The organism is Pseudomonas sp. HMWF032 (genome assembly GCF_003060885.1).
Lineage (GTDB): Bacteria > Pseudomonadota > Gammaproteobacteria > Pseudomonadales > Pseudomonadaceae > Aquipseudomonas.
The window spans coordinates 728,043-747,266 of the sequence record NZ_QAIG01000005.1 but is presented as its reverse complement, the minus strand read 5'-3'; the positions used below and the strand labels follow the sequence as shown (position 1 = coordinate 747,266).

At 56.8% G+C, this 19,224-nt stretch carries 23 protein-coding genes and 3 tRNA genes; 11 read left to right on the top strand and 15 right to left on the bottom strand.

Annotation, left to right across the window (positions count from 1 at the left end; all coding sequences use genetic code 11):
• A partial coding sequence (locus tag DBR00_RS20935) for a hypothetical protein (RefSeq protein ID WP_256582970.1) occupies window positions 1-82 on the bottom strand: 82 nt, incomplete at its 3' end.
• Window positions 83-148: 66 nt separating this feature from the next.
• On the opposite strand from DBR00_RS20935, the gene DBR00_RS20765 reads away from it, so the two are divergent.
• Complete coding sequence (locus DBR00_RS20765; RefSeq protein ID WP_256582939.1) at window positions 149-349, top strand: ROK family protein; 201 nt, start codon at window positions 149-151, stop codon at window positions 347-349.
• Here DBR00_RS20765 and ampE read toward each other — a convergent pair.
• The 3 genes from ampE to DBR00_RS06190 all read right to left on the bottom strand — a co-directional run bounded on the left by ampE (window position 342) and on the right by DBR00_RS06190 (window position 4,186).
• On the bottom strand, window positions 342-1,178 hold the full coding sequence (gene ampE / locus DBR00_RS06200) for a regulatory signaling modulator protein AmpE (RefSeq protein WP_108486945.1): 837 nt from the start codon (window positions 1,176-1,178) through the stop codon (window positions 342-344). The genes DBR00_RS20765 and ampE overlap by 8 nt on opposite strands.
• A complete protein-coding gene (ampD, locus tag DBR00_RS06195) occupies window positions 1,175-1,738 on the bottom strand; it encodes a 1,6-anhydro-N-acetylmuramyl-L-alanine amidase AmpD (protein ID WP_108486944.1) in 564 nt (187 codons plus the stop codon). The genes ampE and ampD overlap by 4 nt, the downstream gene beginning before the upstream one ends.
• A 132-nt stretch (window positions 1,739-1,870) precedes the next feature.
• A complete protein-coding gene (locus tag DBR00_RS06190) occupies window positions 1,871-4,186 on the bottom strand; it encodes a DUF1631 domain-containing protein (RefSeq protein ID WP_108486943.1) in 2,316 nt (771 codons plus the stop codon).
• A gap of 364 nt (window positions 4,187-4,550) precedes the next feature.
• On the opposite strand from DBR00_RS06190, the gene nadC reads away from it, so the two are divergent.
• Window positions 4,551-5,399, top strand: coding sequence for a carboxylating nicotinate-nucleotide diphosphorylase (gene nadC / locus DBR00_RS06185; RefSeq protein ID WP_108486942.1), 849 nt, complete (start codon window positions 4,551-4,553; stop codon window positions 5,397-5,399).
• Between the two features lie 101 nt (window positions 5,400-5,500).
• Here the strand turns inward: nadC and DBR00_RS06180 are convergent, their stop codons facing one another.
• The 6 genes from DBR00_RS06180 to DBR00_RS21265 all read right to left on the bottom strand — a co-directional run bounded on the left by DBR00_RS06180 (window position 5,501) and on the right by DBR00_RS21265 (window position 9,790).
• Entirely contained in the window at window positions 5,501-6,487 is a 987-nt protein-coding gene (locus tag DBR00_RS06180) for an acyltransferase (RefSeq protein ID WP_146180671.1), read from the bottom strand.
• Window positions 6,488-6,552: 65 nt separating this feature from the next.
• Window positions 6,553-7,434 carry an ABC transporter ATP-binding protein gene (locus DBR00_RS06175; RefSeq protein WP_108486940.1) on the bottom strand — a complete coding sequence of 294 codons (882 nt, stop codon included), beginning with the start codon at window positions 7,432-7,434 and terminating at the stop codon, window positions 6,553-6,555.
• Window positions 7,431-8,267: a hypothetical protein gene (locus tag DBR00_RS06170; protein WP_108486939.1), complete on the bottom strand. Its 837-nt coding sequence runs from the start codon at window positions 8,265-8,267 to the stop codon at window positions 7,431-7,433. Before DBR00_RS06170 ends, DBR00_RS06175 begins: the two co-directional genes overlap by 4 nt.
• Complete coding sequence (locus DBR00_RS06165; protein WP_108486938.1) at window positions 8,264-9,064, bottom strand: ABC transporter permease; 801 nt, start codon at window positions 9,062-9,064, stop codon at window positions 8,264-8,266. Before DBR00_RS06165 ends, DBR00_RS06170 begins: the two co-directional genes overlap by 4 nt.
• A gap of 66 nt (window positions 9,065-9,130) precedes the next feature.
• Entirely contained in the window at window positions 9,131-9,586 is a 456-nt protein-coding gene (locus DBR00_RS20525; protein ID WP_146180670.1) for a hypothetical protein, read from the bottom strand.
• 18 nt (window positions 9,587-9,604) lie between these two features.
• Window positions 9,605-9,790: a type IV pilin protein gene (locus tag DBR00_RS21265; protein ID WP_108486937.1), complete on the bottom strand. Its 186-nt coding sequence runs from the start codon at window positions 9,788-9,790 to the stop codon at window positions 9,605-9,607.
• Window positions 9,791-10,030: 240 nt separating this feature from the next.
• Here DBR00_RS21265 and pilB point away from each other — a divergent pair, with 240 nt between their 5' ends.
• From pilB to yacG, 5 genes are all read left to right on the top strand, one after another.
• Window positions 10,031-11,737 carry a type IV-A pilus assembly ATPase PilB gene (pilB, locus tag DBR00_RS06155; RefSeq protein WP_108486936.1) on the top strand — a complete coding sequence of 569 codons (1,707 nt, stop codon included), beginning with the start codon at window positions 10,031-10,033 and terminating at the stop codon, window positions 11,735-11,737.
• Window positions 11,738-11,740: 3 nt separating this feature from the next.
• On the top strand, window positions 11,741-12,964 hold the full coding sequence (locus DBR00_RS06150; RefSeq protein WP_108486935.1) for a type II secretion system F family protein: 1,224 nt from the start codon (window positions 11,741-11,743) through the stop codon (window positions 12,962-12,964).
• A 44-nt stretch (window positions 12,965-13,008) separates the two neighbouring features.
• Window positions 13,009-13,833: an A24 family peptidase gene (locus tag DBR00_RS06145; RefSeq protein WP_371920620.1), complete on the top strand. Its 825-nt coding sequence runs from the start codon at window positions 13,009-13,011 to the stop codon at window positions 13,831-13,833.
• Window positions 13,834-14,089: 256 nt separating this feature from the next.
• Entirely contained in the window at window positions 14,090-14,704 is a 615-nt protein-coding gene (coaE, locus tag DBR00_RS06140) for a dephospho-CoA kinase (RefSeq protein ID WP_108486933.1), read from the top strand.
• On the top strand, window positions 14,701-14,901 hold the full coding sequence (gene yacG, locus DBR00_RS06135; protein ID WP_108486932.1) for a DNA gyrase inhibitor YacG: 201 nt from the start codon (window positions 14,701-14,703) through the stop codon (window positions 14,899-14,901). Before coaE ends, yacG begins: the two co-directional genes overlap by 4 nt.
• 3 nt (window positions 14,902-14,904) lie before the next feature.
• Here the strand turns inward: yacG and DBR00_RS06130 are convergent, their stop codons facing one another.
• Complete coding sequence (locus DBR00_RS06130) at window positions 14,905-15,120, bottom strand: hypothetical protein (protein WP_108486931.1); 216 nt, start codon at window positions 15,118-15,120, stop codon at window positions 14,905-14,907.
• 104 nt (window positions 15,121-15,224) lie between these two features.
• Window positions 15,225-15,914, bottom strand: a complete 690-nt coding sequence (locus DBR00_RS06125; protein WP_108486930.1) for an energy-coupling factor ABC transporter permease — start codon at window positions 15,912-15,914, stop codon at window positions 15,225-15,227.
• 131 nt (window positions 15,915-16,045) lie between these two features.
• Between DBR00_RS06125 and DBR00_RS06120 the strand changes: the two genes are divergently transcribed.
• The 4 genes from DBR00_RS06120 (at window position 16,046) to DBR00_RS06105 (ending at window position 18,778) form a co-directional block, all read left to right on the top strand.
• Entirely contained in the window at window positions 16,046-16,675 is a 630-nt protein-coding gene (locus tag DBR00_RS06120; RefSeq protein ID WP_108486929.1) for a DUF1780 domain-containing protein, read from the top strand.
• Window positions 16,672-17,166 carry an MOSC domain-containing protein gene (locus tag DBR00_RS06115; RefSeq protein WP_108486928.1) on the top strand — a complete coding sequence of 165 codons (495 nt, stop codon included), beginning with the start codon at window positions 16,672-16,674 and terminating at the stop codon, window positions 17,164-17,166. The genes DBR00_RS06120 and DBR00_RS06115 overlap by 4 nt, the downstream gene beginning before the upstream one ends.
• Window positions 17,167-17,239: 73 nt before the next feature.
• Window positions 17,240-17,413: a DUF3094 family protein gene (locus DBR00_RS06110; RefSeq protein ID WP_108486980.1), complete on the top strand. Its 174-nt coding sequence runs from the start codon at window positions 17,240-17,242 to the stop codon at window positions 17,411-17,413.
• A 63-nt stretch (window positions 17,414-17,476) separates the two neighbouring features.
• Window positions 17,477-18,778, top strand: coding sequence for an NAD(P)/FAD-dependent oxidoreductase (locus tag DBR00_RS06105; RefSeq protein WP_108486927.1), 1,302 nt, complete (start codon window positions 17,477-17,479; stop codon window positions 18,776-18,778).
• A 138-nt stretch (window positions 18,779-18,916) separates the two neighbouring features.
• Here the strand turns inward: DBR00_RS06105 and DBR00_RS06100 are convergent.
• The 3 genes from DBR00_RS06100 to DBR00_RS06090 all read right to left on the bottom strand — a co-directional run bounded on the left by DBR00_RS06100 (window position 18,917) and on the right by DBR00_RS06090 (window position 19,159).
• Window positions 18,917-18,992 (bottom strand) — tRNA-Lys (locus tag DBR00_RS06100).
• Window positions 18,993-18,997: 5 nt separating this feature from the next.
• Window positions 18,998-19,074, bottom strand: a tRNA-Pro gene (locus DBR00_RS06095).
• Window positions 19,075-19,083: 9 nt separating this feature from the next.
• A tRNA-Asn gene (locus DBR00_RS06090) sits at window positions 19,084-19,159 on the bottom strand.
• Window positions 19,160-19,224: the final 65 nt, after the last annotated feature.

The window sequence follows — 19,224 nt, the reverse complement described above, 5'->3', positions numbered from 1 at the left end:
GCAGGACTTGCTGATACAGCTCGGCCGTATTGGACAGGCCGCCGCCCAGCACAATGGCATATGGATCGATCAGGTTGATCACTGACGCCAGGCCGCGCAACAAGCGCTGAACCGCTACTGCGATCAGCTGGCGCGCGGCCTGGCGTCAGTGATCAACCTGATCGATCCATATGCCATTGTGCTGGGCGGCGGCCTGTCCAATACGGCCGAGCTGTATCAGCAAGTCCTGCCGTTGCTGCCACGCTACGTGTTTTCCGACCAGGTCAACACACGCCTGTTGCAGGCCCGCCATGGCGACTCCAGCGGGGTGCGCGGGGCCGCCTGGTTGTGGAATGACGACCTCAGATAAGCAACGTCCAGGCAGCAAAAACCGCATACCACAGCACTGCGGCCCTTACCAATAGCTGCCACAGACCGTCCAACGTGCTGACGCCAGCCTCACCGATCACGGGCTCCGGCGTTTCGCCAGCCGCCCGCGCAGTGATGATCACCAACTGAGCCGCACCAATGTCCCAACTGAGCAGCTCGTGCAGCAGGGTGCGGCTGACACCGGCAAAGTTGCCCACCAGAGCAAAACTGGCCGCCAGCACCCGCACCGGTAACCAGTCAAAACAATGGCGGATCTGTACGGCGGCTTCACGCAAGGCGGGCTGAGTCGCCTGCTCACTGCTCAGGGCTACCAGGCGGTAAGCCAGCGCCGCCAAAGGGCCGAGCAGCGCATACCAGAAGATCACCGCAAAGAAACTCTGGTAGGCCTGCCACACCAGATGCCCTTGCACACGCTGCAACAACTCGCCCTCGTCATCGGCCTCCAGCGCCAGGTCACGCCGAGCCACCAGATAAGCCGCTTCAGCATCACCCCGCCGCCAGCTGTCGCGAAACGGCCCCAGTGCTGCCAGCAAATCGCCGCGGCCCAGGCTGTAGATCACCACTAACAGATGCAGCGGGAAGGCCAGCCAACCGTAAGCCACTGCCTCTAGCATCATAAGTAACACACCCAACACCACCATCGGCAGCACCACCACTGCCGCCAGCGCCAACCAAGGCTGCGAGACCGTTAATGCATGGCGTTCCATGGCAGCCAGCAGCCGTAACCAGGGGCCGTCTTGTTGGATACGACTACGCCAGGCCGAAAATTTCTCGACCCATAACACCAGCAGCAACACCAGAAAATTCATATCAGCTCCTTGTCTTGTTGCAGGCCCGAGCGCAGCGTAGCCCAATCGAATGCCGGCCCGGGATCAGTCTTGCGCCCTGGAGCAATGTCGCTATGACCGCAGATCCGCTCCAGGGTGATGGCCGGGTAGGCCGCCTGCAGCTGCTGAGTCAGCTTAATCAGTGCAGCATACTGAACGGACGTGAACGGCAGATCATCTGTACCCTCCAGCTCTATGCCCAAGGAAAAATCATTACAGTTTTCCCGCTCAGCAAACCGCGACACCCCGGCATGCCAGGCACGCTCATTACAAGAGACAAACTGCGTAACCACGCCATCACGCTCAATAAAGAAATGCGCCGACACCTGCATGCTGGCAATGCTGGCGAAATAGGGGTGCTCATGCGCATCCAGGCGATTCTGAAAGAACGCCTGCACCTTACCCGTGCCGAACTGTGCAGGCGGCAGGCTGATATTGTGAATCACCAATAACGACACTTCATTCAGCGGACGCTGATTGAAATTGGGGGACGGGCAGTGCCGGACGCCGTCACACCACCCACTGGAAGGGTCCAGCTGCATACAAAGCTCCTTGAACAGACCATCACTCTAGTGCAGCACCGCACCAAGGCCAAGGCCACTCCACAGCCACACAAACAAAAACGCCGCCGGGCACTACCCGGCGGCGTTTGCTTTGTCGACTACTGGCGCGCGTCAAGCACCTTTGAGCTTGCGCAGGTTACCGATCACCGACTCCAGCGCACGATCAAACAGCAGCGCATCATCGAGCAGGCGGATGGCACTGCGACGGAACTCCACAGCCAGGCCCATACGGGTTTTTTCCAGCACTTTCATGCCCGTACGGTTAACGAAAATATACTTCCCGGTCGGTTTGATGATCGCCGCCAGCTTGCAGCGCAGCTTATGCTCTTCGTCTTCCTGAAACTCGACCCAACTCCCGACACGCAAATTGTCGACCTGCTGCAGCGACTCATCGTCATCCGGCAGACTGGCCTCTGGCTCAGCCGGACGAAGCTCACCCGGTGCCAGCAGAATAATCTCTTCGACCACCTCGACCATTGCCGGCTCTTCAACAGCCTCGGCTGCTGACAGCGCCAGCAGCGGCAGTTCGATTCCGGCGTCCGCCAGTGCCGCACGCTGCTGCTCATCAATCTCGACCAGTGGCTCGGCATCCGCCACCGGGGTTTCCTCCGGCAGACTGCGCTTGAAGCGCTGGAAGGCTTGCACATGCAGCGCCTCCAGTTGACTGAAGAACTCGCCGGTGGAGAACGGATCAAACGCTGCGCTCGTCATGCCTTCGCGTAGCGCTTTGAGCAGCCCCGGCACCATCTCCAGCAGGCGCATGCGCGCTTCCGGCTCTTCGTGCAGCTCAACGCTCCAAACCAGATCATCCATGGTCGCCAGTGCTGCCTGCCACTCGGCTGACTCAACGCCGTGCTTCAGGCAGGTCAGCATCAGCACCTTGCTCCAGGCTTCCTGCAGCAAACGCACCACCACTTCCGGCAGCGTCTTGCCCAGCAACCGCTCGTTCAACGCCTGCTCAACCTCACGACGTGCCAGCGCAGCCTTGGCACTGCCTTCTTCGGCATCACGGGTACGCTGTTCCAGCAGTTCACTGCGTCGACGCTCATCCCCGGTAAACGCCAGGAAATCCGCCAACAGCTCAGAGAAAATCAGAGGATCATCGACAAAGTCATTCAGCAGACGCTGTACCACCTGCTCAATTTTCTGATACAGGCTGTCACGCTGCGTATCGTCCTGCTCACCCCAGCCCAGTGCGGCAGAGGCAATTTCATTAAGCAGACGGCGTGCGGGATGGCTACCACGACTGAAGAAGGTCTTGTCGATCACGGCGACCTTGAGCATCGGAATCTGCAAACGGCCGATCAGCGCTTTCAGCGAATCCGGCAGCGTACGGTCATCCAGAATGAACTCGAAGAGCATCGATACCAGATTGATGACATCTTCATCGACCTCACCGACAACCCGCGCCTTACCGGCTTTGGCACTGGCCCGCGTCAGTAAACTCTCCAATTGCTCACGCAGATCAAAGTCATCACTGGCCTGTGCAGGCGCCTTCTGCTGCATATGCGACAGAAGACGCATCAAGTCATTGGTCGAAATGGGCAGCGCATCCGCTGGCCGATTGCGCGACGGGATCAAAGTTCCGCGCGCCTGAGACAGCAACTCCTGCAGCGCGCCGAAAACCTCCTGCACGCCCTCATCCGCAAACTCACCGCTCAGTTCCGCCGCAGCATCCTGCCGGGCACTGCCCACAGGCGCACTGGTGCGCGACGGATTGCGTCGCACGGGCGCAGACTTCAGCTCGGGAAGAACGCCGGCTGCAATCAACGCCTGGTTGGCCTCGCCGTAGAGCTGATCAAGATCGCAAAGAACGTATTTCTCGAAGAGTTTGAGAATGATCAGCTTGACCCTGATTTCCACGCCAAGGCTACTGCAGGCCTCGAGAAAGAACTCACACAGGCAAGTCGGGCCGACCGGGTTGCTCTTGTCATCCAGTTTCTTGCTGACCATGGCATTGAAGCGCGTGGTCAAGTGGCCGAGCGCTGCAGCATCACGGCTCATGACTTTGGCAACCATCGAGTCCAGCGCCACAGCCTCTTCCAGCGCATCATTCTGCACCAGAGAAAGCGTCTCGAATGACACCGCATCCAAGGGGGCCGGCTTGCCGATTTCGTACTGATTAAGGGTGGCGAAGGCCTCAAATACCTTCTGCAGGAAGCCACGCTCGATATTCTTGCGTTTCAACCGCAGGTCGCGCATCGCCTCAAAGAAGGCATTCTGCTCGGCGTTGCTGGTGGCCCGATCCGCCATCTCGAACAGCGTATCGTCGGCATTGTCGAACAGCGCCTGCAACGCTACTTTGAGCTGTTGCGCCGCTTTGTCACGCACATTTGTCAGCGCCACAGGCAGTCTTCCTACCGGTGAAGTGGGCGATTGCTCAGGGCTCACCTTGCTCAGGTGAACCACATTCGCATCAGTCTTCATTGCGAGTCTCCTGCAGACTGCCCCTCTTGGGCGAACCGATCTGCACAGCGATCAACTGAGCGTCATCCGTAACGTCAAAGGCCTGGCGTCAACAATTTAAAAAAGTAAAGCCATTATAGGGATGCGCACGCGCAGACCAAGCCGACTTTTCTCCCAGACATGACCCAGATCACAGATGCAGCGCCAGAGGTTCCCAACGGTCAGCGAAAGGCGACCAAAACAACACTCGCCTTAAGCAGCAGACGAACTCGCAACATCGAAACCTCATCAGCATAGCGTTCCCGCGCCCAGTAAACAGCTGCAAACACTGCGCAAACGGTTACCAAACCCTATAATCGGCGCACCCCGCTGACTGGAGCCCACCATGCCGAACCTCACGCTTACCGACCTCGCCTACGAAATCGAGGCCAACGTGCGCCGAGCACTGGCAGAAGACATCGGCAGCGGCGACATCACGGCACAGTTGATCCCCGCCGAGCGGCAGGCCCATGCCAAGGTCATCACCCGCGAGCATGCCGTCATCTGCGGAACCGCCTGGGTGGATGCAGTGTTTCGCCAACTCGACGACCGCGTCAGCGTGCACTGGCATGTTCAGGACGGTCAGCGCGCCGAACCTAATCAAGTCCTGTTTGAACTCGCTGGCCCAGCCCGCGCCCTGCTCAGCGGCGAACGCAGCGCCCTGAACTTTCTGCAAACCCTCTCGGCCGTCGCCACCCGCTGCCAGCACTATGCTGACTTGGTACAAGGCACTCACGTAAAGCTGCTCGACACCCGCAAAACCCTGCCGGGCCTGCGCCTGGCGCAGAAATATGCCGTCACCCAGGGCGGCTGCCATAACCACCGCATCGGTCTGTACGACGCCTTCCTTATTAAGGAAAACCACATCGCCGCTTGCGGCGGCATCGCCCAAGCCGTAACCGCCGCCCACCAGATTGCCCCAGGCAAGCCGGTAGAGGTTGAAGTGGAAAGCTTGGAAGAACTGCGCCAAGCGCTGGATGCAGGCGCAGACATCATCATGCTGGATGAACTGAACTTGGATGAAATGCGTGAGGCCGTAACCCTCACCGCTGGCCGCGCCAAACTCGAAGCTTCAGGCGGGGTAAACGAAAGTACCTTGCGGACGATTGCTGAGACGGGCGTGGACTATGTATCGATTGGCACACTGACCAAGGATGTGAAGGCTGTGGATTTATCAATGCGGCTAGGCCTGTAAGCCTTGCCACTCACCAATCAGCATTGAAAGTATCGTACGCTCAACAAAAGCGCGCAGTCAGGCGAAGTTATTAATGGCGCAATCAAAAGCAGTCGATTGAACTACCAGCCTTTACGCCACTTACTCAACGGCCTCTCAAGCAGATGCCAACTCAATACAGCCAAAACGGCAGCCGATAGCACACCGCCAAGTACGACCAAAGGCCATGAGTGGAAGCCTTTGAAGTACTGCATGATCGGGTAGTGGAATAAATACAGTCCGTAAGAAATTTTGCCCATATAAACCAATACCGGCCGACTCAACGCCCTGGCCAACACGCAATCTGGTTGCTGTACCACCCAAATAATGACCAAGACTGTCAGCACTTCAACCATAGGCAGGCCGTAGGCCAAGCGCCACTCCTGCCCATGCTCCGGCAACACAAGCAGCAACAGCACACCCAGCATCATCGGCAGCATTGCACGCCCAACCAGCCTCATATCCGGTAAACGAGCTGGCGGCAGCCAGGCCACCATTACCCCCAGCAACAAGCCACTGAGGCGCATATCAAAACGATAATAAATCATCCCACTGGCATCCAACTGAACCCAGTAAAACCGCCACAGGGTAACGAGTAGAGCCAGAAACATAAAAAAGAGCCAAAGCCGACGCCAGTCGCTGACCCGCAGCAAAAATAAAAGCAGCACCGGCAACAATAAATAGAAACGCTCTTCGATACCCAGCGACCAAGCATGCGTCAAATACTGCGGCCCATCGCCAAACACCAACGCGATATCCGCCAGATAGAGCAACAGCTCAATCCCATCGCGCAGATGAAAGTAATAATCCGGCCAGACCAGAGGAGCCAGCGCAGCATAGAGCGCCAACAGCAATAACAACGGCGGCATCAACCGCCAAAGACGACGACGATAGAAACGACGCAGATCAATAGCGGCATGAGCCTGAAACTCGGCCAGCAAGAGCCGGCCAATCAGGTAGCCGCTTAAAACGAAAAAGATGTCTACACCCAGGTTTGCCCCAGGCAACAACGGCACGCCGGCGTGAAACAACATCACCAAGCCAATGGCCACGGCACGCAGGCCATCCAATGCAGGCACGTAATCAAGCCGCGGCCCGGCAACAACCTGACGGCCCGCACAGGGAGCTTGCACGCTTATTTGAGCACCAAGCCTTCGAAAACGTTTTCCAGGGTACTTTCTGGCTGAGCATCAATCAGCACCGCACCGCTATCCTGCAAGCGTTGCAACAACGCAGGCAGATCATTGCGCGGGCACAATCCCTTCCAAATCTGCTGAGCATCCGGCCGGAAGCCCTCGAGCGCGACTTCACCGTGATAACGCACGACCAGCATGCTCTGACTGGCCAACATCTCCGCCATTGACTGCTGGGCGACAATTTCGCCCTTGTGAATCATCACAAAACGATCCGCCAAGCGCTCAACGTCATGCAGGATATGCGTGGAAAAAAACAGTGTTCCACCTTGCTGGCGGTACTCCTGCATCAAGTCTGCGACCTGCCGACGCCCGACAGGATCAAGACCGGACATGGGTTCGTCCAACACCAGCAATTCAGGCTGAATAGCAAACGCGTGAGCCAATGCCGTGCGCTGCGTCATGCCTTTGGACAGGTTGCGGATACGTTTATCTGCCGCATAGGCGATACCCAGCTTATCCAGCCAAAGGGCTACACGACGCGTATTCTCCACCCCACGAATACCATGAAGACGTAAACCGGCGGACAACACTTCACGCGGCGTCAGCTGCTCATACAGATAGGGGTTTTCCGGCACGTAACCTACACCCTGCCGCGAACGCGGATCTTCTGCAGAACGCCCCATCAACAAGGCATTGCCCGTATCGGCACGAATAGCGCCGAACAAGATCTTGATCGTCGTACTTTTACCCGCACCGTTCTGGCCGATAAAACCCACTGACTCGCCAGCTGCGACTGTAAAGCTCACATCATCAAGGGCTTTGATTTCCCGCCCCTTGAGCTTGAATTGTTTAATCAAACCCGCCACTTCAACCAGATTCATTCTTGCGCCCGTATGTCGATATGGTCGGCCACCTGCAACTCACCGCTGGCGTCCAGCGTGTAACCCGCCCCCAGCGGGTCCTCAGGGAAAACTTCAAGCCCACCATAGCCAATCAATTGCTCCCAAGAAGCTGGCAATTCACCTTGATGCTGTTTGCGATACTCAGCCAATGCAGCACGGAGCGCTAGCAAACCTTCCAAGCGAGCAATACGCCAACCTAGGAGTTGACGAAAATCCTTATCTCTACTTTGCGTATGCATATTGCGTAATACATCCAGCGCCACTGCCGAGTCATTCTGACGCTCATACCAAGCCGCCGCCATGCTACGCAAAGCTGGGGCATTACGCGGATGGCGCTGTGCAGCAACCTCCGCCCAATGCCCAGCCCGAGTCATGTCGCGCTCAAAATACATTGCATTAAAGGCGTAATAAAAGGCTGGCCACATATCCCAATTACGTGCCTTTGCGGCCGGTAACAACACATCCTGGCTCGCTTCAACTTGACCGTTCCAAGGCAGAATTGCAGCCGCAAGGTAGTAATTGTCTTCATGTAATGGATTTAAGCGCGCAGCATCCATCTGCAACTGCCCTTGAATACGATAAGTTTCTCGCTCAGTCACGCCCGTATCGACCACTACGCTACGGAACACGTTTAAATTTGCAGCCAGATAAGGGTCGCCACCTGAGTAAAGTAATTGCACCAACAGCGGTAGGCGTACCCGTAGCACCTCAAGGCTCTGATCCAAGCGTTGATAGTCATGCAAACGTAGGCCGCTATAGGCAAAAGCGCCCCAGCACAATGCAGCAACCAGTAATGGACGCCACAGACTCATGTGAAGTTGCGCCGCTGAAAGACCACAGCAGCCAACGTTAGCAACAGCGCGATATAAACAACGGCGTTGAGCGCGGCCAACGCCATTGCAGGCATATCAGGCGTCAAGCCGTACAACGAAAGCGCCCGCCAGTCCAATCGCGACAGGTCAGGCAGCCAAGCGTAGGCGTGCTCTAACAACGGACTGAACAGAGCTTCATGCAGGGGATCAGATCGCGCACTACGTAAGTGGCTAATGGTTGGACCAAGCCCGCGAGCTGCGAGGGCAAAGGCAAACCCCAGCAACAATGGCAAATAAGGCGTAGTGGAAATACTGGCCAGTAATATGGCAAAAGCCGCCACCACCAAAAGGTCCAACCAGATGCCCAGCAGTGCCATCACATAGGGCAGGCCCAACGCAGGAGGCTGCAACTGTGGGTGGCTGGAACCAAATAAGTACAACACCAACCACAAAGCAAAGCCAACGAAAAGCAGAGCTCCGGCACCTAAGAACGCCACAGCCAAAAAACGAGAAAACAGAAACTGGCTACGGGTAACCGGGTAAGCCAGCAGAAAATAGATAGTTTTGCGCTCAATATCACGGGCTAACAGATCCTGCACCCAGAGCAACGCCATTAACAACAATACAAAACGCAGCCCGCTAAGCCCCACATCCAAGGCTACCGTCAAAGGCTGACGTCCGGAAAAATTGCCCGCCAGCAACGCCGCCCCCAGCAGCACCAACGTGATCAGCAGCAGGATACGAAACCCTTGCCCCCGTACTCCTGCCCGTACGCCCAAGGCTGCCAACTCAAACATCTTTACTCATCCATAACAGAAACAAAGACTCCCCAAAAAAGGGGAGTCATTAAAAACTAAAAACAATTATGGCGTCGTAGTAATACCGCAACCGTTTGCGTTGGCCAGGTTCAGAGTTCCAGTAACTACAGCAGAGGCTGCCAAGTTTGTAACGGTTTTAAGAATCTGCGGACCACACTGACTTACACTACCACCAACGGAAGAACCAGTGAAAACAGCATAACCTTTGTTGGAGCCGGCTACAGCACCGAAACGGTTAGTTGCCGCAAGATCGCTAACACCAGCCGCAACGTTAGCGGACAAAGTGCTCTCGAAATTGTTTTTAACAAAGCCAGTACGCCCCGCAATAGCTGTCACAGCAAACTGCTCAGCTAAGTTGATATTAGCGGCAGAACCTGCCCTGAACTCTAAATAGCCAGGAACTAGTTGTTTAGCTGTTGGGGTGGCACCGCCACCGCTAGCAAAAACGCCAGTAGATGCAAAAAGACTAGCAACGAGGGAAGCAGCGATAATTTTTTTCATAATCTCAGTCACCTTGGGTTAGTTGGAATTAGCGATTGCGCCAGTGAGTAAATTGCGCGCATCTGACTGAGCTGACTTGTCATAGCCCTTAGCTTGGTAGTCCTGGAACTGAGGAATGGCAACAGCAGCGAGAATACCGATGATCGCAATAACGATCATCAGCTCGATCAGGGTAAAACCCTTTTGGCTCTTGTTCGACTTCATGGTGATCTCCTAGAAATGCACAGTTAACGTAGCCCGTTGGCTCGTGCAAGAAGGTCATCAAATAGCGTGCCAACCTTTACACCCGCATGCACTGCAGGCCTCTGAGCAAAACGGCACCCCAAGACACAGAAATTCGCGTTAAAAAGCGACGTTTTTTGTCACCCCATTTGCGCACAGTGGCAGGGCCGCCGCTTCTCGTTTATAAGTTGCTGATACTTTAGCGCTCTCGATGTGACCTTTATGAATGACGCACCTGCTTTAACCGGTCTGGCTCGCCAACTGGTGCTTGCTGAAATCATCGATGAAAAAACCGCCCTCAAAGCGGCCCAGCAGGCCCAGCGCAACAACATTCCCCTGGTCACCTACCTGGTGCAAAACAAGCTGGCCAACAGCCGACAGATTGCCGCGCAAGCCGCTGAGCAGTTTGGCGTTCCACACCTGGACTTGGCGACGCTTGATCGCGAAGCCCAGCCTAAAGAACTGATCAGCGAGAAGCTGGCGCGTAAACACCGCGTTATTCCGCTGTGGAAGCGCGGTAACAAGCTGTTTATTGGCATTTCCGACCCCACCCAGCAACAGGCCATTACCGATATTCAGTTCAGCACCGGCATGAACACGGAAATGGTGATGGTCGAAGATGACCGACTGGATGCAGCCATTGATCAGTATTTTGACAGCGGTACCAAGACCATGGCCGGCATGGGTGACATCGATCTGGACGAAGGCCTGGAGTTTGAAAACGAAGCTGAAGGCAAGGATGACAACGCGACCAGCAATGACAGCGATGACGCGCCAGTGGTGCGCTTCGTCAACAAGATGCTGCTGGACGCCATTAAAAGTGGCTCGTCTGACTTGCACTTTGAGCCTTACGAAAAAACCTACCGGGTACGCTTTCGTACGGACGGCATCTTGCAGGAAATCGCCCGCCCACCTATCCAGCTCGCCCCTCGTATTTCCGCACGCTTAAAAGTCATGGCCGGTTTGGATATCTCTGAACGGCGAAAGCCCCAGGATGGGCGCATCAAAATGCGCATTTCCAAAACCAAGTCGATCGACTTTCGCGTCAGCACCTGCCCCACACTGTGGGGTGAAAAAATCGTGATGCGAATTCTGGACTCGGCCAGCGCGCAAATGGGTATCGACGCCCTGGGCTACGAAGAGGATCAAAAGGAGCTGTACCTGTCGGCACTTAAACAACCGCAGGGCATGATCCTGGTGACTGGCCCGACTGGCTCCGGCAAAACGGTATCGCTTTACACCGGCCTGAACATTCTGAACACCGTTGATGTGAACATTTCCACTGCCGAAGACCCGGTGGAAATCAACCTTGAAGGCATCAACCAGGTCAACGTCAACCCGAAACAAGGTATGGACTTCACGGCTGCACTCAAATCATTCCTGCGCCAAGACCCAGACATCATCATGGTGGGCGAAATCCGGGATCTGGACACTGCCTCTATCGCGGTAAAAGCTGCACAAACGGGCCACATGGTGATGTCTACCCTGCACACCAACAGCGCCGCAGAAACCCTGACACGCTTACGCAACATGGGCGTCCCCTCATTTAACATCGCCACCTCGGTTAACCTGATCATCGCTCAGCGTCTGGCGCGCAAACTGTGCAATCACTGCAAAAAAGAAGTGCAGGTGCCACGAGAGACACTGATTGAAGAAGGTTTCCCGGAAGACCAAATCGGTAAATTCAAGATTTATGGTCCGGTGGGATGTGACAGCTGCAATGGCGGCTATAAAGGCCGTGTCGGTATTTATGAAGTGGTTAAAAACACGCCTTCTCTACAACGGATTATCATGGAGGAAGGTAACTCGATCGATATTTCCATCCAGATGCGTAAAGACGGCTTCAACGACCTGCGCACATCAGCCCTGCTGAAAGCCATGCAAGGCGTCACCAGCCTCGAAGAAGTGAACCGCGTCACTAAGGACTAACCCATGGCCACCAAAGCGACTCAGCCCAGCACGTTCCAGTGGGAAGGCAAAGATAAAAAAGGCAATACGCTCAAAGGTGAGGTGAACAGCACTTCGGCGGCCTTGGTCAAAGCTCAACTGCGAACGCAAGGTATTGCAGCTAGCAAAGTAAAAAAGAAACCCAAGTCGCTGTTTGGCGGTGCAGGGAAAAAGATTTCGCCCATGGATATCGCGCTCTTCACGCGGCAGATGGCCACCATGATGGGGGCCGGCGTACCTCTGCTGCAGTCCTTCGACATTATTGGTGAGGGTTTTGAGAACCCCAACATGCGGACGCTCATCGCCAATGTTAAGCAGGAAGTTTCTGGCGGTAACAGCCTGGCGACGTCACTGCGCAAATTCCCCAATCATTTCGACGACCTGTATTGCAACCTGGTAGACGCCGGCGAGCAGTCGGGCGCACTGGAAATGCTGCTGGACCGGGTTGCGACCTATAAAGAAAAAACCGAAGCACTCAAGGCAAAAATCAAAAAAGCAATGACCTACCCCATTGCCGTCATCGTGGTCGCGTTTATTGTGAGCGCCATTCTTTTGATTAAGGTAGTTCCCACATTCCAAGGCGTGTTTGCCGGCTTTGGCGCAGAACTACCAGCCTTCACTATGATGGTCATCGGCATGTCTGAGTTTATGCAGAAATGGTGGCTACTGATTATTCTAGGAGTTTTCGCCGCTGCCTTTGGACTAAAAACACTGCATCAGAAAAGCGAAAAATTTCGCGATGCCTCCGACCGAGCCAAACTTAAGCTCCCAATCGTTGGCAGCATTCTGTTCAAGGCCACTGTTGCGCGCTTCGGGCGCACACTGGCCACTACTTTTTCCGCCGGTGTACCACTGGTTGAAGCTCTTGACTCGGTTGCTGGCGCAACAGGTAACGTCGTATTCCGGACCGCTGTTAATCGCATCAAACAAGACGTTTCCAGCGGCATGCAACTGAACTTTGCCATGCGCAATACAAATATTTTCCCTGCTATGGCTGTGCAGATGGCTGCTATCGGCGAGGAGTCAGGCTCACTGGACGCCATGCTGGATAAAGTGGCCAGCTACTACGAGGCGGAAGTGGATAATGCGGTGGATAACCTGACCACACTGCTTGAGCCATTGATTATGGCCGTGCTGGGCATCTTGGTCGGCGGATTAATCATTGCCATGTACCTGCCGATTTTCAGCCTGGGTGGCGTCATAGGTTAATGCATAACTTCTCATTATTAAGCACCTCCTCACTCGTCATCGTCATGTCTGCAGGCTTGCTTGGCCTGCTGATCGGCAGCTTTCTCAACGTGGTGGTCTATCGCCTTCCAGTCATGATGACGCGCGATTGGCGCGAGCAGGCTCGCGAGATATTGGAACTGCCTGCGGAGCCCCAGACAACAACCTTCAACCTGATATTGCCTAACTCCAGCTGCCCACACTGCAGCCATGAAATAAAGCCCTGGGAAAATATTCCGCTGTTTAGCTACCTGTTTCTGTGGGGCAAGTGCTCCAGCTGTAAAGCGCCGATCAGTATGCGCTACCCGGCGGTGGAGTTAACCTGTGGCCTGTTGTCGGCGTATGTGGCTTGGCATTTTGGTTTTACCTGGCATGCTGGCGGGATGTTGCTGCTGACCTGGGGCTTGCTGGCGATGAGCCTGATTGACGTCGACCATCAACTGCTGCCGGATTCGTTGGTGCTGCCACTGCTGTGGCTGGGGCTGATCGTCAATAGTTTTGGCCTGTTTACCAGCCTGGAAGATGCACTCTGGGGTGCAATTGCGGGCTACTTGAGCCTGTGGTCGGTGTATTGGCTATTCAAGCTGGTCACCGGCAAGGAAGGCATGGGCTATGGTGACTTCAAGTTACTCGCCATGCTGGGCGCCTGGGGTGGTTGGCAGGTCTTACCGCTGATCATTCTATTGTCATCGCTGGTGGGGGCGGTACTCGGCATCATCATGCTGCGCATGCGCAATGCCGAAACAAGCACACCGATTCCATTCGGACCCTACCTGGCGATTGCCGGCTGGATTGCCTTGCTGTGGGGTGAGCAGATCACCTCAAGCTACCTGCAGGTTGCCGGGTTTTAATCAAACCACCGGCAGTGGGAGGCGCTTTAGCGGCGAGCGGTTCAACAGCTATCGCGGCTAAAGCCCTCCTACGGACGTAGCCGGGATGCAATCCGCCCCCCCAGGATCACATCCCGGCTACGATTTTCGATCGCAGTCCAGCGAGCCTGTAGATACGCCCATATCTTTCGCGGGCATGGCCCGTTCCTACTGTTCGCCACCAACCAAGCGCCTGCACTACAATCGCGCCCCTAGATGACCGACACGAGCGCGCACCTTGAGCACACAACCCTGGATTCTTGGCCTAACCGGCGGCATAGGCAGCGGCAAAAGCGCGGCCGCGCAGCACTTTATCGATCTGGGTGTACACCTGGTCGACGCTGATCATGCCGCGCGCTGGGTGGTCGAGCCTGGTAAACCAGCCTTAGCCAAGATTGTCGAGCACTTCGGCAGCGATGTGCTGCAAGCAGACGGCCAGCTCGACCGCAGCGCCCTGCGTCAGCGAATTTTTGCCGATAGCACCGAGCGACGCTGGCTGGAAACGCTGCTGCACCCACTGATCGGTCAGGAAATCATGCAGTACCTGGCACGCGCCGAATCACCTTATGCCATCCTGGTTTCGCCGCTGCTGGTTGAGTCCGGCCAACACCGACTGACCCAACGCATACTGGTGGTGGATGCGCCTGAACAATTGCAGGTAGCGCGCACCATGGCCCGCGATCAGAGCTCCAACGAGCAGGTGCAGGCCATTCTCAAAGCCCAAGCCAGCCGCGACGAACGCCTATACCATGCCCATGATGTGCTACTCAATGATCGTGACCTGTCCTGGCTGCAGGCTGAAGTTGAACGTCTGCATCGCTATTACCTGACCCTACGCGGAGGCCAAACATGAGCACCCTACCCCTGGTCGCCTGCCCGACCTGCAAGGCACCTGTTGAATGGGGCCCGCAAAGCCCAAGTCGCCCCTTCTGCTCTGAACGCTGCAAGCTGATTGACCTCGGCGCCTGGGCAGCGGAAGAGCATGCAATCGCTGGCGACCCGCTGGAAGATGACGTGTTTTCTGGCGAGCTGCCGCCACGCCAACACTGATCATCAAGGCCGCATAAAGCTGTAATCGCGTTCATCGTCCAGATTGTCCGCGAGAAACTGCAGCTCTGCGGCCAGATCCGCAGCACTGCGACCACTGCGACTGCGCTCGACTACAGCACTGAGCAACGCCCGCAGCGCCATGGGCTGATCAAACCCCTGGCCATCAACGCCCTGTAAACTGCGCTCGACCTCTTGCCTGGCCCACTGATGCACACCCATTCTTCGCCCTCCTGATTGATGGCATCAGCATCGCTCACGCCCACTATCAGAGCTTGATCTGCATCAAACGACGCGGGCGGATCACTGCCGTGAAGGCAACACCATCAGCGTGGCGCATCGTCATCCTTCCATGGTGCAGCCAAGTAACGCGTGCGGTTGAAGGTTTCCAGCCAGTCCGGGTAGAACACCACCAGCGCCGTAACCAGCATGCCGTTGATAAAAGCCTCGGGGAAAATCACCAGCCAGAGGTAGCCGATAAAGTCCTCCAGCCAGGGCGGCATTGGGAACAAACCATCCAGCCAGAGCAGGGTAAAAGCCGCGGCAATACACAACAGTGTCGCCAGAGCGGCGGCGAAAAAGCCACTGCAGAAGATGTAGACGAACAGGTTACGCGGCTGTTTCTTCTCAACCCACAGGGCGCAGGCTTCGGTAACCCAGACCGGAATCACCACCAGCAGCACACCGTTGACGCCCAGCGCGACCCAATCCTGCCGCCCCAGCGCCAGCAACCCCAACTGAGCCACCAACCCCGCCAACATGGCCAGCGGCCAATCCAGCAGCAACGTCACCGCAGTCATGCCAATAAAGTGGTAAGACAGGCCTGAGTCGAAATCCCGGCGTACCAGCCAAAGCAGAAACAACGCCAACGCCGTACCACCCAGCAGGTGCTGACGACGCAGATCCGTGCACAGCTCGACCCAAGGCGCACGCCAGACAGCCCAGCACAACAGTGGTAGATAAATTAGCCACCCCAGCAGCAGACTGGTCGAAGACAACACTTGCGCAGCAATCATCCTGAGTCACTCCACACCGTTGAGGTGAATCTGCGCAGTCTACCTTCACGCTCAGCGCAGCGCATGAAAAGCCAGGAACAAGCAGGCCAGAGGGCTACCACGACGCCAGGCAGGCACGCTAAGCTGAAGCCATGGATGACTCCGACTACCTGCGCCTGCTGACGCACCAGGCCGAACAGGCCAACGCCTTTCTCTCCAACGCCCGCAAATGGGAGCGCGAGCGTTGGGTCTGCCAACGTTTGTTGCAGGCCCTGAATGTCAGCCACCGCCTCGATGAGTTCAATGCGGCGGGCCATGAACCGCCAGACGTGCTGTTCCGCGATGCCAGCTTTGAAGTGTTCTTCGTTCTTGACGAGGGCCGGCGGCTGAATGACGAGTGGCGCGCCGAACTGGAACGCCGGCGCAGCGCCTTCTCCCTCAGTCAACTGGTACGCCGCGAGGCCAAACCCAGGCGTATTGGTGCCAGCGAACTGCAGCAACGCCTGACGCCGACACTGCGCAAGAAAGCCCACAACTACCAAGAGCGTGGCCTCGACCTGGGCGAACTGGATCTGCTCGCCTACGTTAACCTCAAACGCGCAGTACCGGACTTCAACAGCCACTTTCCGCCACCGACCGAATTTCTCCGCCAGGGCTGGCGCTCGCTGTCACTCGTCGGCCCGACCTTTGCCCGCGTACTCTTCGCTCACCCGGATGCACCGGGCTTTCTACGCAACAACCTCGGCCGATCCGTACTCTTTGATGTAGGAATCAGCCTGTGAGCCCCTTACAGGAGCTGCTTGCCGCAGTGCCGCAGCAAGGTTGTGTGCGCTGGATTGGCGTGCGCCCCAGCTCGCGCGCAGCCATGATCGAACTGGATGCCGTCGAAGCGCGTCGCGAGGCGGGACTCACAGGCGATCACAGCCGCCCCGGCCCCCGGAACGCCCGCCAGGTGACATTAATTCAATGGGAACACCTGGCCGTCATCAGCGCACTGATGGGCCGCCCAACACAAACCCCCATCAGCCCCATTGAGTTACGCCGCAACATCGCCATCAGCGGTATCAACCTGTTCAGCCTCAAGGGGCGGCGCTTTCGCCTCGGTCAGGCAATACTGGAGACCACTGGCTGGTGCCAACCTTGTGCAAAACTGGAAGCACGCCTGGGGCTCGGCACCTTTCAAGCCATGCGTGGCCATGGCGGAATTACTGCACGCGTGTTGCAAGGCGGCATTATTCGCCTGAATGACGGCCTGCGCGTTGAGCCTTTATAAGCCACGCAGCTAGAATGCCCGACCTTTGCCCGCCATTAACCGGGCTGTCCTTCATATTAAGTTCGAGGCCACCATGTCCAGTCGCCTGAATCCCGATGATCAGAAACGCGTCGACCAGTACCTCAGCGCGCCACAGCATCAGGTTGAGCGCCAGCCGTTCAAAGTCTGGAGACTGCTGCTGATCATCGTGATCGTAGTGATTGGCCTCGGGGTACTGAGCCGTCTTCTGAGTCGATTGGTGCTATGAGCTGCTTGGCGCTCGCCCACACCGACTCACTGCCCTTCCTTAAAAGCCTTGTGAGCGTGTCTGATGACTCATCAAATCGTAATTGTCGGCGGCGGCGCCGGCGGATTGGAGCTTGCTACCCGCCTGGGTAGAACCCTGGGTAAGCGTGGCCAGGCCAGAATCACCCTAGTCGACGCCAACCTGACGCACATCTGGAAACCGCTGCTGCATGAAGTGGCCGCAGGCTCGCTGAATTCCTCCGGCGACGAGCTTAACTACGTGGCTCAAGCCAAGTGGAATCACTTCGAGTTCCAACTGGGACGCATGAGTGGCCTCAACCGTGCGGAAAAACGCATCAGCCTGGCCGCCACACGGGATGATCACGGCCAAGTGCTGATGCCGGCACGCGAGCTGACTTATGACAGCCTGGTGATGGCCGTGGGCAGCACCACCAATGACTTCGGCACCGCCGGGGCAGCGGAACACTGCCTGTTCCTCGATACCCGCGAGCAGGCCGAGCGCTTCCATAGCCAACTGCTAAGTCACTACCTGCGCGCCCATGCCAGCCAGAGCGAAACCACTGAACTGATCAATATTGCCATCGTCGGTGCTGGCGCCACTGGGGTCGAACTGGCCGCCGAGCTGCACCATGCCGCGCACGAACTGGCCGCCTATGGCCTGGACCGGATCAGCCCGGAAAACATGCGCATCACCCTGATCGAAGCCGGCCCACGGGTGCTGCCCGCCTTGCCTGAACGCATCAGCCAACCCGTGCATCAGACCCTGGAAAAACTGGGCGTCACAGTGCTCACCGGCGCCGCCGTCAGCCAGGTGACGGCTGAAGCGCTGCATACCACCCAGGGCCAGATCATCCCAGCCAGCTTGAAAGTCTGGGCGGCCGGTATTCGCGCACCAGAATTTCTGCAGAACCTGGATGGCCTGGAAAGTAACCGCATCAACCAGTTGCAGGTGCGCCTGACGCTGCAAACCACGCAGGATGACAATATCTTTGCTTTTGGCGACTGTGCCGCCTGCCCGCAACCGGGTAGCGAGGGCCGCAACGTACCGCCGCGCGCACAAGCCGCGCACCAACAGGCGTCTCTACTGGCCAAATCGTTGAAGCTGCGTATCGAGGGCAAGCCTTTGCCGGAATACCGCTACCGCGATTACGGCTCACTGATCTCGCTGTCGACCTTCTCGGCGGTCGGCAATCTGATGGGCAATCTGACCGGTAGCGTTATGCTCGAAGGCTGGCTGGCCCGCATGTTCTACGTATCACTCTATCGCATGCACCAGGTCGCCCTGTACGGCATGACGCGCACCTTGCTGATGATGCTAGGTGACCGTATCGGCCGCAGCACCGAGCCACGCCTCAAGCTGCATTGATTTGTGCGCAGCCCCGCAGGCGCGGCGATCGCCACGTCTGTAGGGCAGCGCTTTGATGCCCACGGCCAAGGCACAGATAAATCGCAGGCAATAAAAAACCCGCTCTAGGCGGGTTTTTACTTTCAAGCTCGCTTGAAATGGTGGGTCGTGTAGGATTCGAACCTACGACCAATTGGTTAAAAGCCAACTGCTCTACCAACTGAGCTAACGACCCTAAAATGGTCGGGGTAGGGGGATTCGAACTCCCGACATCCTGCTCCCAAAGCAGGCGCGCTACCGGACTGCGCTATACCCCGATGAAAGATTGGCTCCGCGACCTGGACTCGAACCAGGGACCCAATGATTAACAGTCATTTGCTCTACCGACTGAGCTATCGCGGAACTACTTGCTTCCGTTCTCAGAAACCGGATCCGGTTGTTACTTCGTTTCCCGTATCTGAGGCGCG